Origin of the sequence: Yersinia frederiksenii ATCC 33641 (assembly GCF_000754805.1) — a bacterium.
GTDB lineage: Bacteria > Pseudomonadota > Gammaproteobacteria > Enterobacterales > Enterobacteriaceae > Yersinia > Yersinia frederiksenii.
The window spans coordinates 844,368-857,337 of the sequence record NZ_KN150731.1; the positions used below are offsets into that span (position 1 = coordinate 844,368).

Consider the following 12,970-nt stretch of genomic DNA (forward strand, 5'->3'; position numbering starts at 1 on the left):
TTTAACAGGATAAATCAGGTAACAAGCTAAGTGTGATGCCTTTCACGAGGCAGACTTACAGTGTAAGATGCGTGCATATTTATGTGGGTAGTTTTGGGTTTGAGTCCATCGCTGTGTCCACCAATAATTAATTAAAGACAACGACTAGAGAAAAATTCATATAAATGAAGCACATAAGAAACTTTTCTATTATTGCCCATATTGACCACGGTAAGTCGACACTGTCGGACCGTATTATTCAGATCTGTGGCGGTTTATCTGAGCGTGAAATGGCCGCTCAAGTACTGGATTCCATGGATCTAGAGCGTGAGCGCGGTATCACTATCAAGGCACAGAGTGTGACACTTGATTACCACGCTAAAGATGGTCAAACCTATCAACTTAACTTTATCGATACTCCCGGTCACGTTGACTTCTCTTATGAAGTTTCCCGCTCATTGGCGGCTTGTGAAGGGGCTTTATTGGTGGTTGATGCAGGGCAGGGCGTGGAAGCACAAACGCTGGCGAACTGTTACACCGCGATGGAAATGAATCTGGAAGTGGTTCCAGTTCTGAATAAAATCGACTTGCCAGCAGCCGATCCTGAGCGTGTTGCTGAAGAAATTGAAGATATTGTCGGTATCGATGCAACTGATGCCGTCCGTTGCTCGGCAAAAACTGGCGTCGGTGTTCCTGACATTCTCGAGCGTTTAGTTCGTGATATCCCACCGCCTAAAGGTGATCCAGACGGGCCATTGCAGGCACTGATTATTGATTCATGGTTTGATAACTATCTGGGTGTGGTGTCATTAATCCGCATCAAGAATGGTTCGCTGCGTAAAGGCGATAAAGTTAAGGTGATGAGTACCGGCCAAAGCTATAACGCGGATCGCCTGGGTATCTTTACACCAAAACGTGTTGACCGTGATGTACTCAATTGCGGTGAAGTAGGCTGGTTGGTGTGTGCAATAAAAGACATTCTGGGTGCGCCAGTCGGCGATACGCTGACATTAGCCCGTAACCCGGCTGAAAAATCTTTACCTGGTTTTAAAAAAGTAAAACCACAGGTTTACGCCGGTCTATTCCCCATTAGCTCGGATGATTATGAAGCTTTCCGTGATGCATTGGGCAAGTTGAGTCTTAATGACGCCTCTTTGTTCTATGAACCAGAGAGTTCGACTGCATTAGGTTTTGGTTTCCGCTGTGGTTTCCTTGGCTTGTTGCATATGGAAATCATTCAGGAGCGCTTGGAGCGTGAATACGATCTGGAGCTTATCACCACGGCACCCACAGTGGTGTATGAGGTGATTACGACCGCTCAGGAAACGATTTATGTTGATAGCCCCTCTAAGCTTCCGGCACTGAACAATATTGAAGAACTGCGCGAACCTATTGCTGAATGTCATATGTTGTTGCCACAGGAATACCTCGGTAACGTCATTACATTGTGTATTGAAAAACGCGGTATGCAGACCAATATGGTTTACCACGGTAACCAAGTGGCATTGACGTATGAGATTCCGATGGCTGAAGTGGTGCTCGACTTCTTCGACCGCCTGAAATCGACATCTCGTGGTTATGCTTCATTGGATTACAACTTTAAACGTTTCCAGACCTCTGACATGGTGCGTGTTGATGTGTTAATCAACAATGAGCGCGTAGATGCGCTGGCACTTATTACTCACCGTGATAATGCTCAGTACCGTGGTCGTGATTTGGTTGAAAAAATGAAAGAGCTGATCCCACGCCAGCAATTTGATATTGCGATTCAGGCGGCTATTGGCAATCACATCATTGCCCGCTCAACTGTGAAACAGTTACGTAAAAACGTGCTGGCGAAGTGTTATGGCGGTGATGTTAGCCGTAAGAAGAAACTTCTGCAGAAACAGAAAGATGGTAAAAAACGGATGAAGCAGGTCGGTAACGTTGAATTACCGCAAGAAGCTTTCCTGGCTATTCTGCATGTCGGAAAAGACAGTAAATAAGGAGTTTTGATGGCTAACATGTTTGCCTTGATTTTAGCGATAGCAACGTTGGTGACTGGGGTTATTTGGTGCTTCGAGCGTTTTAAATGGGGCCCGGCCCGTCAGGCAAAAATTGCGGCTGTTAATGCGCAAACTGCGGCGATTAAGGCACAAACGGGTAGCGCTGTAGATAACAAGACTTTGGCACCGGCAGCAAAACAGCCGGGCTGGATTGAGACTTGCGCCTCGGTGTTCCCGGTGTTAGCTCTGGTATTCATCGTGCGTTCGTTTATTTACGAACCTTTTCAGATTCCTTCTGGCTCGATGATGCCAACGCTATTGATCGGTGATTTTATTCTGGTTGAGAAGTTTGCTTACGGTATTAAAGACCCTATTACTCAGACCACGTTGATTCCTACGGGACATCCTAAACGCGGTGATATCGCGGTGTTTAAATATCCACTAGACCCACGGTTAGACTATATCAAACGTGTAGTGGGGTTGCCGGGTGACCGGGTAAGTTATAATCCAATCAGCAAAGAAGTGACGGTTCAACCAGCTTGTAATACCGGTACCTCTTGTGACAGCGCACTGCCAATTACTTACAGTCCGTCTGCGCCAAGTGTCTTTGTGCAGACATTCAGTTATAGCGGTAATGGCGAGGCCTCTGCCGGGTTCTTCCAGATCCCGACTGATCAGGCTGTGCCAGATGGTGGTGTGCGTCTACGCGAACGTACCGAGAGCCTTGGGCCGGTGGCACATCAAATTCTGACAGTCCCTGGGCGTCAGGAGCAGCTCGGCGCTTATTATCAGCAACCTAATCAACCATTGGGGGTTTGGGTTGTTCCTGAAGGCCATTATTTTATGATGGGCGACAATCGGGATAATAGTGCAGATAGCCGCTACTGGGGTTTTGTGCCAGAACGTAATTTAGTGGGTAAAGCCACGGCTATTTGGATGAGTTTTGAAAAGCAAGAAGGTGAGTGGCCAACGGGAGTACGTTTAAGTCGGATTGGTGGAATTCATTAATACCGATTAAGCCCAAAGTTATTAACGTTACAGCCAGACAGCAAATAACTCACCCAATGAGTTGACAAAAGTCAGTGACTTGGGTGGGTAAGAGCAGCTAACACCGCTGTAACTTCAAGTAAGCAGGGTATTTAAACGCAGCATTATATTTCCACTCGTTGTAGAATAAACTTTCGAGCGATAAGAGTTGGCTCTTTTATGGGGGCCACTGCAAACGAAACAGTTTTGTCTTGGTAATTTTTGCCAATCAGACCTGTTCCGTCTGCTGTAGTTTTTGACGCATTCTTGATCTATTGGTAACTCATGAACCCCATCGTAATAAATAGGCTACAGCGGAAGCTGGGCTACACTTTTCAACAGCAGGAGCTCTTGCTACAAGCACTGACTCATCGTAGTGCCAGTAGCAAACACAATGAGCGTTTGGAGTTCCTGGGTGACTCTATATTAAGTTTCGTTATTGCCAATGAGTTGTATCGCCGTTTCCCTCGTGTCGATGAAGGGGATATGAGTCGGATGCGAGCAACATTGGTAAGAGGTAATACACTCGCCGAAATGGCCCGTGAGTTTGACCTCGGTGAATGTTTACGCCTTGGGCCGGGCGAATTGAAAAGCGGCGGTTTTCGTCGCGAATCAATTCTGGCAGATACAGTGGAAGCCTTAATTGGCGGCGTATTCTTAGACAGCGATATTCATACAATTGAACGGCTGATTCTCGACTGGTATCGCAGTCGCTTAGAGGAAATCAGCCCAGGTGATAAGCAGAAAGACCCCAAAACGCGCTTGCAAGAATATTTGCAGGGCCGTCATCTGCCATTGCCTTCTTATCTGGTTGTGCAGGTTCGTGGAGAAGCACATGATCAGGAATTTACTATCCACTGCCAGGTGAGTGGCTTGAATGAACCGGTTATAGGTACCGGCTCAAGTCGCCGTAAAGCTGAGCAGGCGGCAGCGGAACAAGCGCTGAAACAGTTGGAGCTTGAATGAGCGAAGTAGAAAAAACGTATTGTGGTTTTATTGCTATTGTAGGTCGCCCAAATGTGGGTAAATCTACCTTGTTGAATGAATTGTTGGGGCAGAAAATCTCCATCACTTCACGTAAACCGCAAACCACACGTCACCGTATTATGGGCATTCATACTGAAGGGCCTTACCAGGCTATTTATGTTGATACCCCAGGGCTGCATATTGAAGAAAAACGCGCGATTAACCGTTTAATGAATCGCGCAGCAAGCAGCTCTATCGGTGATGTGGAATTAGTGATTTTTGTAGTTGAAGGAACGAACTGGACTGCTGATGACGAGATGGTAGTGAATAAGCTACGCAGTCTGAAGTGCCCAGTGTTATTGGCGATCAATAAAGTGGATAACGTGACGGATAAAACCAAACTGTTGCCACATATTCAGTTCCTTAGCCAGCAGATGAATTTCCTTGATGTTGTGCCAATTTCCGCCGAAAAAGGCATGAACGTAGATACTATTGCCAGCATCGTGCGCAAGATTTTGCCAGAGGCTGGACATCATTTCCCGGAAGATTACATCACTGACCGCTCGCAGCGGTTTATGGCGTCAGAAATCATCCGTGAAAAACTGATGCGTTTCTTGGGGGAGGAATTGCCTTACTCGGTGACGGTTGAGATTGAACAGTTCGTACCCAATGAACGCGGTGGCTATAACATCCACGGGCTGATTTTGGTTGAGCGCGAAGGCCAGAAGAAAATGGTCATCGGCAATAAAGGTTCAAAAATCAAAACCATCGGTATCGAAGCCCGTCAAGACATGGAACAAATGTTCGACGCCAAGGTGCATCTTGAGCTGTGGGTGAAAGTGAAATCAGGCTGGGCAGATGATGAACGTGCATTGCGCAGCTTAGGCTATACCGACGACCTGAAATAAGGTTCGCCTATGGAAGGTTGGCAACGCGCATTTGTCCTGCATGGGCGACCTTACAGTGAGACCAGTTTAATGCTGGATTTGTTCACTGAAGGGGAAGGCCGCATGCGGGTATTAGCTAAAGGTGCGCGGGGTCGTCGCTCCAATTTAAAAGGCTGCTTGCAGCCTTTTACACCATTACTGGTCCGCTGGACGGGGCGTGGTGAAGTCAAAACATTACGCAGTGCTGAACCGGTATCCCTCGCTCTCCCATTGAGTGGCTCTATGTTGTACAGCGGCTTATATGTCAACGAGCTGCTCTCGCGGGTGCTGGAACATCAAACGAATTACTCTGCTTTATTCTTCGATTATCTGCATTGTTTGCAATCATTAGCGGGTAGTGATGGCTCGCCTGAATATGCGTTGCGTCAGTTTGAATTGGCGATACTGGCCCATCTGGGTTATGGCGTTGATTTTCTCCATTGCGCGGGCAGCGGTCAGCCAGTATCAGACAGCATGACCTACCGGTATCGGGAAGAGAAAGGCTTTATTGCCAGCTTGGTGGTCGATCACTACAGTTTTACTGGCCGGCAATTATTGGCTCTGGCAAATCGTGAATTTCCTGATGCTGATACATTGCGCGCCGCCAAGCGATTTACGCGTATTGCCTTGAAACCTTATCTAGGCGGTAAGCCACTAAAAAGTCGCGAACTGTTTCGCCAATTTGTCATTAAACCACCCGCCGAACCCTTACCCTAGCGCCTATATCCCCACGGTTTACACTGCCCGCCTTCAACTTTCCCATTCTGTAACCTATCCGCTGGCACTCTACTCGGTGTAAACTGCGAGGCACTTATACCCGTCATCTTTCAAGATGTATCCCTATCTGGAGGGCTGTTATGGCTGATTTGTTGCTGGGCGTTAACATTGATCACATTGCGACGCTACGAAATGCACGTGGAACCATTTATCCCGATCCTGTTCAGGCCGCTTTTATCGCCGAACAAGCTGGTGCTGACGGTATTACAGTACATTTACGTGAAGACCGCCGTCATATTACTGATCGAGATGTGCGTATCTTGCGTCAAACCATCCAGACTCGCATGAATTTGGAAATGGCGGTGACCGATGAAATGGTAGATATCGCTTGCGAGTTGCAACCCCATTTTTGCTGTTTAGTACCGGAAAAACGCCAGGAAGTGACTACCGAAGGTGGGCTGGATGTTGCGGGTCAAATTGATAAAATGACCATCGCAGTTAGCCGATTATCCGAGGCGGGTATTCTGGTTTCTCTATTTATTGATGCTGATATGCGCCAGATTGATGCCGCAGTGACTGTCGGGGCGCCTTATATTGAAATCCATACGGGTGCTTACGCAGATGCCACTTCAGATTTAGCCCGGCAGGCCGAATTAGTGCGGATCGCGAAGGCTGCAACTTATGCCGCCGGTAAAGGGCTAAAAGTGAATGCGGGCCACGGTCTGACCTACCACAATGTGCAGCCGATAGCGGCCTTACCAGAAATGCATGAGCTAAATATTGGTCATGCAATCATTGGTCAGGCGGTCATGTCTGGTCTTGCTACCGCGGTCACCGAGATGAAAGTATTGATGCGGGAAGCGCGTCGTTAATGGCTATCCTGGGCTTAGGCACTGATATTGTTGAGATCTCCCGAATAGAAGCGGTGGTTGAGCGTACGGGGGAAAAACTGGCGCGGCGTATTCTCAGCCCCTCTGAATGGCAACATTATCAGCAGCATCAGCAGCCGATTCGTTTTTTGGCTAAACGTTTTGCTGTTAAAGAGGCGGCCGCTAAAGCCTTTGGCACCGGTATCCGTAATGGTTTGGCATTTAATCAGTTCGAAGTGGTTAACGATGCATTGGGTAAGCCGACGCTGCGTTTACATCAACGTGCGGCAGAATTGGCGGTCGAACTGGGCGTCAAATCGTTGCATGTGACTCTAGCTGATGAGCGGCGTTATGCCTGTGCAACCGTCATTATTGAAAGCTAACATTATTAAAAACTGAAACGACCCTCTTTAGTAAAATAAAGTGGTTAGGAACGGAAGGGCGAGCATGAAAATGCCGCCCTTTTTTTTTGTTGCTTACTCTCTCCTGCCATCGGTTCGCACTCTATCACTGCTTTCTCTTTTTCTACCCATAAATGGTGTACTCGGTCCCTCGGCTATTAAGAAAATCCCTAGAATAAATCTTAATTTTGCGATCTGTTCGACAAGTTGGTTAACCAATACTTCATTTGGTCGTCCAATTAATGCTACTTGTAATACCAAATAGTTAGATGCAGTGAGTAATTTGCTCATGTGATTTCCAAATGAAAGCAAAAAATCAAGCTATACAGGCGTTTTTTTAGCCACAAAAGTTACTGGCTTTGGTCTGACCAATATAAGAATCGAGATACTAGAAAAAATTAATTTTTAACTACTGGGGAAATAAAAGATGGAATGGATCAATATCCTATGGGTGGTATTGGGCATTGGCTTAATGCTAGTGCTCAATATCCGCTATCAGATTAACTCAATGATTGCATTGCTGTTAGCGGCTCTGTTGGTGGGGACTCTCGCTGGCATGGACCTGCTCAAACTTCTGCACACCATTAAAGCGGGGTTTGGCGGCACGCTCGGTGAACTGGCAATAATTGTGGTGTTTGGTGCCGTTATCGGCAAACTCATGGTCGATTCTGGTGCTGCTCATCAGATAGCTCAGACACTATTGCGCCGATTTGGGCTGAAGTATGTTGAGTTTGCCGTCATCATCATTGGTCTGATCTTTGGTTTGGCAATGTTCTATGAAGTTGCCTTTATTATTTTAGCGCCACTGATCATCGCGATTGCGGTCGAAGCCAAGATCCCATTCCTCAAACTGGCCATTCCGGCTGTTGCTGCTGCCACTACTGCGCACTCACTTTTCCCACCACAGCCGGGGCCGGTTGCGTTGGTTAGTGCCTATGGCGCGGATATGGGGATGGTTTATATCTACGGTGTTTTGGTTGCCATTCCTTCCGTAGTTTGTGCCGGTCTGATCTTGCCGAAATTCTTGGGTAACTTAGAGCGGCCAATTCCGACTTTCTTAAAGTCGGATGATCCTATTGATGAAAATAATTTGCCGTCATTCGGTACTTCAATTTTAGTCCCGTTGATCCCTGCTTTTATTATGATTTTTACGACAGTCGCCAACATCTGGTTAGTGAAAGGGACAACGTCGTACACCATCCTCAACTTCTTGGGGTCATCGCCGATTGCCATGTTTATCGCGATGCTGGTTGCCTTTGTTCTTTTCGGCACCGGGCGTGGTCATAAGATGGAATGGGTCATGCACTCATTTGAAGGGGCGGTTAAAGGGATAGCCATGGTCATCTTGATCATTGGTGCCGGTGGTGCGCTGAAGCAAGTCATCATTGATACCGGGATTGGTGACACTATTGGTATGTTGATGTCAGCTGGTGGCGTGTCGCCTTATATCATGGCCTGGCTGATTACAGTGCTTATCCGCTTGTCTACCGGGCAGGGTGTGGTGTCGGCAATGACCGCTGCGGGGATTATTGGTGCCGCAGTCATGGACCCAGTTACCCATACCATTACGTCAGTGGACCCGGCGTTGTTAGTTCTGGCGACAGCCGCAGGTTCTAATACCTTCACCCATATCAATGACGCATCATTCTGGTTGTTCAAAGGCTATTTTGATTTGTCGATTAAAGACACGCTGAAAACCTGGGGCTTGCTTGAACTGACTAACTCAGTAGTCGGTCTGGCGATGGTGCTGTTGATCAGCCTGTTTATTTAGCCGTAGATTGATTATTAAGTTGATTTAATTATCAGTGCTTCAGTGGAGGCACTGATAATTCGCTGCATAGAGGAACCGCAGAGATTACAGGCGATCAGCGTGATGCAGTTGGACAAATTTATCCCACAGCTGTTCATTGGTTTCAACCCAGGCAGGATCGATAGCAATGGTATTATCAATGGGGCAAACCAACTGACAAGTTGGGGTTTCGTAATGACCAACGCATTCTGTGCAGCGTGTTGGGTCAATCTCATAGATTTCTGCACCCATGGAAATTGCCTCATTGGGGCATTCCGGCTCGCACATGTCGCAATTAATACATTTACGAGTGATTAACAGGGCCATGATTTCTCTTACCTTAAGCTTGAGTATTCTCAACAGCGCAGGATTATACCCCTCTGGAGTCCTTAGACCAGTTTTTTCACCAGCGCTTCACTGTGTTTAATATGATCCTGAGCACTTTCAAGATTTTGCTGGATCATTGCCATAAACAGCAGGTCTGTTAGTGCATATTGCGCGGTACTGGAAGAAATGGCGGCACTGCGAATCACCGGTTCTTCTGAGATAGTATACAAACAGTGGTCCGCGCGTTGCTGCAAGCTATTTGGCGTAAAACTGGTCAGTGCCAGTACTTTGGCGCCACATCTCTGGGCTTCTTCTGCCGCCAAATTGATCTCACGGCGTTCACCACTAAATGAAATAGCCAGAAGCAAATCCCGCGTATCCAGTGCCTGTACTGCAGCTAATTGCGCATGCATATCAGTTTCAGAAACCGCCATTACACCAATTTTCAATAGTTTATAGGCAAGGTCTTTCGCCACTAATCCAGAAGCACCAAGGCCCGTTAAAATCACTCTTTGCGCGCCTTTTAACATTTCCAGTGCTTGGGCAAGGCGCTGTTCACTATTGATATCCAAAGTTGCGCGTAATGCGGCGCTTTTTTCACTGAGTAGCTTTTCGCCGACTATTTTTAAGCTGTCAGTACTCAAAATTTGGTTGTGGAGGGTAACGGCTTGCTCGGGGGCGGCGACAATGTCACCGAGAGCCTGCTTTAATGCCGGGAAGCCCTTATAACCTAACTTCTGGGCGAATTTGACCACCGCCGATTGGCTGACGCCAGTTTCTTGTGCCAGTTTTTGTGAACTGAGGTGCTGTGCCAGCTCGGGATTGGTCAGCAGAAAATCAGCTAACTTACGATCATTATGTGCCAGTGTGGGATAGAGCTGACGGATGCGAAGAAGGCTGCTCATAAATCAGTTCCTGAATAGGGAAGTTATTCTGCCAAGTTGGTAATAATACCCATAAATAATTAAGTCAAAGACCAAGCCATAGAGCATAGCACTCTTTTTTTAAGTGAATCCGATGATTGGAACAAGAAAATAGGTGTTTTTGATCCCTTTCAATGACAACTAAATTATGATGAGTTAAAAATCCAATGAGGAAAAAATCATGAATTTGGGCGCTTTGATTTCTGAAAGTCGCAATCCGGCTACGATGGAGTTGGATAAACTCTCTACATTGGAGATGTTAGCCTGCATTAATGATGAGGACCGTAAAGTACCCGAAGCGATTCGTTTGGTGATCCCGGCTATTGCTCAAGCCGTTGATCTTGCCGCCACCGCCTTAAGCCAAGGTGGGCGGCTCATTTACCTTGGTGCGGGAACCAGTGGGCGGCTTGGGGTTTTGGATGCCTCTGAGTGTCCGCCAACCTTTGGTGTCCCTCATGGTATGGTCATCGGATTGATTGCGGGTGGTCCGGGGGCATTGCTCAAAGCGGTAGAAGGTGCTGAAGATGACATGTCACTCGGTGAACGAGATCTGCAAGATTTAAAACTGACGCCAACGGATATGGTCGTTGGGTTGGCGGCCTCGGGTCGTACCCCTTATGTTATTGGCGCGCTGCGTTATGCCCGTCAACTCGGTTGCCCGACAGCGGCAATTTCCTGTAATCCGGATTCCCCTATTGCACAAGAAGCTCAAGTGGCGATTTCTCCTGTTGTCGGGCCGGAGGCGCTTACCGGCTCTACTCGCATGAAGTCGGGGACAGCCCAGAAGTTAGTGCTAAATATGTTATCCACTGGCGTGATGGTCAAACTCGGTAAGGTTTATCAAAATTTGATGGTTGATGTGAAAGCGACTAATGAGAAATTAGTCGATCGTGCTTGCCGCATTGTGGTTGAAGCCACGGGTGCCAGCCGTGTTGAGGCTGAACACGCGTTGTCGCAAACTGAATTTGAAGTCAAACCGGCTATTTTGATGATCTTAAAAGACGTCAGTGCCGAGCAAGCGCGTCAGAGTCTACAGCAGCATAATGGCTATCTGCGCGCAGCGTTGTAAGATTCACATGAGATTTAACAATAGGAGTTACGTTTTGAGTGCAAAGCACGCCACATCGGCCTTTGAGCACCCGGCTGAGTCGCCGTCCGAAAGTACCCAACGTGTGGTCTTCTTTGATTTAGATGGCACTTTGCATCAGGAGGATATGTTTGGCAGCTTTTTGCGTTTTTTGTTGCGTCATTTGCCCCTGAATCTATTGTTGGTCATTCCGTTACTACCGGTGATTGGTTTAGGGTTATTGGTGGGAGGGCGCTGTGCTCGGTGGCCAATAAGCTTGTTGCTGTGGGCGATAACTTTCGGGCGATCTGAAGCACATCTGAAAGACTTGGAATTGCGTTTTGTGAATGATTTTCGGCAGAAGGTAACGGAATTTCCAGTAGTCATGATGCGTTTACGTCAATATCTGGACAGTACTGATGCTCAGGTATGGTTGATCACCGGATCGCCACAGCGGTTAGTTGAACAGGTTTATCACGATTCAGAATTTATTCACCACCTGCGGCTGGTCGGGAGCCGTATGGCACGACGCAATGGCGGCTGGGTATTGCCACTGCGCTGTTTAGGGCCAGAGAAAGTGGTGCAGTTGGAACAGCGCTTGGGGTCGCCATTGAAACTTTACAGTGGATACAGCGACAGTAAGCAGGATAACCCGCTGCTAAAGTTCTGCGAACATCGCTGGCGGGTGAGTAAGACGGGTGAATTGCAGCAGTTGGAATAATCCTTTGCCCTTGAAGTTGCAGGGTTGCTAGCTGCTCTCATCCACCTGAATCACTTACTTGAGTAAGCTCATCGGGATGAATTCGCGGGCTGCCTACCTGCAACTCCAATGGCTTTAGGTTGACCTACACGTCTAGTGCGTCACATCATCCTCATGATGCCCTAATCGCCATATCCGTTCGGCATGCCTGCCAAGCAACCATAAGCTAATGCCCAGCAGCAAGAAGAAAATGGTTTTTGGCATCGCGTCCCAAAAGAACTCGAAAAAGCGGGTATAGAGATTGATGGCCAGGAATGTCAGGCCAAAGCCGCGCAGCATGGCATCATCTCGTTTTAGCCCCAGCCAGATAGCCACACCGGCTGCGATGGCAAACAAGAAGCTCCAATGAAGCAGCTCAATTTGGCGCACTTGATACCAATGGTCTATATCGCCGTAATTGCCAAAAATAGACAGCAGCCACAGGGCAATAAACAGGTAAAGCAGCCCCATAGCCTGTGAAACTCGGTCGAGCCTGCGAGCGGCCAGTTGAGGTTGCAACGCTAGAGCCGAGGCACAAATCAACAAACCGAAGGCAATAAAGCGGATAGGGTAGCTCATACCTAGCCAGTAAGCGCCCCAACCAGACAGATAGCCGGTTTCTGCACCAAAGGCATTCCCCAACGAAAGCAAGGCAAACAGCCATACCAGTGGCGAGCGACCAAACCAGCCAACCAGCGCGTAGATGACCGTGCCGAGTAGCAACAATACCGAAACTCGGCCACTGCCATTATCTAGCCACATGCCAAGTTGAGTGATGGCCGCGGCGGTCATAATCACGCCAAGAAATAATACCGCTTCATTGCTATAGATCTTGCTGGCGTCTTGCCGACGGCGGTGAAAACCCCAGCCGTAAAAAGCGGCGGCTAATAGGCCAGTAACAACCACACGTACTGGAGGATCAAAGCGGAAGAACTGGCTAATCCAGGCTAATAAGAAGGTATCCGCCATAAGGCTGCCAATAGCGATGACCAGTGATGCCAATGCGGCAAGAAAGGCATAACCCGCTAGCCGTCGCCAGTCGAAAGGCTGGACATCAATCTTTGCCAATAGGCGCTGATGCTCTTCCTGCTCAATGACCCCTTCGTTGACCCACCCATTGAGGGTTTTGCGCACAATGGCGGCATTTTTTTTGCTGAGTTTCATTTGTCTGGCTTCCCTTAGCACGAGTGATTGCTATCCTGTCGAAACATTAGCTGATCATTATGTGCTGAGCTACTTTATATTGGTTAGACGCGG

Annotated in this window: 14 protein-coding genes; 10 read left to right on the forward strand and 4 right to left on the reverse strand. The window is 47.8% G+C overall.

Annotated elements, in window-relative coordinates; genetic code table 11:
* Window positions 1-164 precede the first annotated feature (164 nt).
* The 7 genes from lepA to acpS all read left to right on the forward strand — a co-directional run bounded on the left by lepA (window position 165) and on the right by acpS (window position 6,851).
* Window positions 165-1,964: a translation elongation factor 4 gene (lepA, locus tag DJ58_RS17820; protein WP_004707982.1), complete on the forward strand. Its 1,800-nt coding sequence runs from the start codon at window positions 165-167 to the stop codon at window positions 1,962-1,964.
* Between the two features lie 9 nt (window positions 1,965-1,973).
* On the forward strand, window positions 1,974-2,972 hold the full coding sequence (lepB, locus tag DJ58_RS17815) for a signal peptidase I (RefSeq protein WP_032910738.1): 999 nt from the start codon (window positions 1,974-1,976) through the stop codon (window positions 2,970-2,972).
* A gap of 303 nt (window positions 2,973-3,275) precedes the next feature.
* On the forward strand, window positions 3,276-3,956 hold the full coding sequence (gene rnc, locus DJ58_RS17810) for a ribonuclease III (protein WP_032910737.1): 681 nt from the start codon (window positions 3,276-3,278) through the stop codon (window positions 3,954-3,956).
* Window positions 3,953-4,864, forward strand: coding sequence for a GTPase Era (gene era, locus DJ58_RS17805; protein WP_032910736.1), 912 nt, complete (start codon window positions 3,953-3,955; stop codon window positions 4,862-4,864). The genes rnc and era overlap by 4 nt, the downstream gene beginning before the upstream one ends.
* 9 nt (window positions 4,865-4,873) lie before the next feature.
* The gene (recO, locus tag DJ58_RS17800) at window positions 4,874-5,599 is read left to right on the forward strand and encodes a DNA repair protein RecO (protein ID WP_004707975.1); all 726 of its coding nucleotides are present in this window, start codon (window positions 4,874-4,876) and stop codon (window positions 5,597-5,599) included.
* A gap of 140 nt (window positions 5,600-5,739) precedes the next feature.
* Window positions 5,740-6,471 (forward strand): pyridoxine 5'-phosphate synthase, encoded by a 732-nt coding sequence (gene pdxJ / locus DJ58_RS17795; protein ID WP_004707973.1) that lies wholly within the window; start codon window positions 5,740-5,742, stop codon window positions 6,469-6,471.
* Window positions 6,471-6,851, forward strand: a complete 381-nt coding sequence (acpS, locus tag DJ58_RS17790; protein WP_032910735.1) for a holo-ACP synthase — start codon at window positions 6,471-6,473, stop codon at window positions 6,849-6,851. The genes pdxJ and acpS overlap by 1 nt, the downstream gene beginning before the upstream one ends.
* A 93-nt stretch (window positions 6,852-6,944) precedes the next feature.
* Here acpS and DJ58_RS17785 read toward each other — a convergent pair whose 3' ends face one another.
* Window positions 6,945-7,160 carry a hypothetical protein gene (locus DJ58_RS17785; RefSeq protein WP_032910734.1) on the reverse strand — a complete coding sequence of 72 codons (216 nt, stop codon included), beginning with the start codon at window positions 7,158-7,160 and terminating at the stop codon, window positions 6,945-6,947.
* A gap of 136 nt (window positions 7,161-7,296) precedes the next feature.
* On the opposite strand from DJ58_RS17785, the gene gntP reads away from it, so the two are divergent.
* Complete coding sequence (gntP, locus tag DJ58_RS17780; protein WP_004707972.1) at window positions 7,297-8,640, forward strand: gluconate permease GntP; 1,344 nt, start codon at window positions 7,297-7,299, stop codon at window positions 8,638-8,640.
* Between the two features lie 84 nt (window positions 8,641-8,724).
* Here gntP and DJ58_RS17775 read toward each other — a convergent pair whose 3' ends face one another.
* Window positions 8,725-8,985 (reverse strand): YfhL family 4Fe-4S dicluster ferredoxin, encoded by a 261-nt coding sequence (locus tag DJ58_RS17775; protein WP_032910733.1) that lies wholly within the window; start codon window positions 8,983-8,985, stop codon window positions 8,725-8,727.
* A gap of 62 nt (window positions 8,986-9,047) precedes the next feature.
* A complete protein-coding gene (locus DJ58_RS17770; RefSeq protein WP_004707968.1) occupies window positions 9,048-9,890 on the reverse strand; it encodes a MurR/RpiR family transcriptional regulator in 843 nt (280 codons plus the stop codon).
* A 196-nt stretch (window positions 9,891-10,086) separates the two neighbouring features.
* On the opposite strand from DJ58_RS17770, the gene murQ reads away from it, so the two are divergent.
* Together murQ and yfhb are read left to right on the forward strand one after the other, a co-directional pair.
* Complete coding sequence (gene murQ, locus DJ58_RS17765; protein WP_256593536.1) at window positions 10,087-10,977, forward strand: N-acetylmuramic acid 6-phosphate etherase; 891 nt, start codon at window positions 10,087-10,089, stop codon at window positions 10,975-10,977.
* 34 nt (window positions 10,978-11,011) lie between these two features.
* On the forward strand, window positions 11,012-11,695 hold the full coding sequence (gene yfhb, locus DJ58_RS17760; protein WP_370447124.1) for a phosphatidylglycerophosphatase C: 684 nt from the start codon (window positions 11,012-11,014) through the stop codon (window positions 11,693-11,695).
* Window positions 11,696-11,827: 132 nt separating this feature from the next.
* Here the strand turns inward: yfhb and DJ58_RS17755 are convergent, their stop codons facing one another.
* Window positions 11,828-12,877, reverse strand: a complete 1,050-nt coding sequence (locus DJ58_RS17755) for a DUF2339 domain-containing protein (protein WP_004707962.1) — start codon at window positions 12,875-12,877, stop codon at window positions 11,828-11,830.
* Window positions 12,878-12,970 lie beyond the last annotated feature (93 nt).

Excerpts from the sequence above, each read along its gene's own strand:
- lepA (WP_004707982.1), top strand. The coding sequence starts at position 165 with ATGAAGCACATAAGAAACTTTTCTATTATTGCCCATATTGACCACGGT.
- lepB (WP_032910738.1), top strand. The coding sequence starts at position 1,974 with ATGGCTAACATGTTTGCCTTGATTTTAGCGATAGCAACGTTGGTGACT.
- rnc (WP_032910737.1), top strand. The coding sequence starts at position 3,276 with ATGAACCCCATCGTAATAAATAGGCTACAGCGGAAGCTGGGCTACACT.
- era (WP_032910736.1), top strand. The coding sequence starts at position 3,953 with ATGAGCGAAGTAGAAAAAACGTATTGTGGTTTTATTGCTATTGTAGGT.
- recO (WP_004707975.1), top strand. The coding sequence starts at position 4,874 with ATGGAAGGTTGGCAACGCGCATTTGTCCTGCATGGGCGACCTTACAGT.
- pdxJ (WP_004707973.1), top strand. The coding sequence starts at position 5,740 with ATGGCTGATTTGTTGCTGGGCGTTAACATTGATCACATTGCGACGCTA.
- acpS (WP_032910735.1), top strand. The coding sequence starts at position 6,471 with ATGGCTATCCTGGGCTTAGGCACTGATATTGTTGAGATCTCCCGAATA.
- DJ58_RS17785 (WP_032910734.1), bottom strand. The coding sequence starts at position 7,160 with ATGAGCAAATTACTCACTGCATCTAACTATTTGGTATTACAAGTAGCA.
- gntP (WP_004707972.1), top strand. The coding sequence starts at position 7,297 with ATGGAATGGATCAATATCCTATGGGTGGTATTGGGCATTGGCTTAATG.
- DJ58_RS17775 (WP_032910733.1), bottom strand. The coding sequence starts at position 8,985 with ATGGCCCTGTTAATCACTCGTAAATGTATTAATTGCGACATGTGCGAG.
- DJ58_RS17770 (WP_004707968.1), bottom strand. The coding sequence starts at position 9,890 with ATGAGCAGCCTTCTTCGCATCCGTCAGCTCTATCCCACACTGGCACAT.
- DJ58_RS17755 (WP_004707962.1), bottom strand. The coding sequence starts at position 12,877 with ATGAAACTCAGCAAAAAAAATGCCGCCATTGTGCGCAAAACCCTCAAT.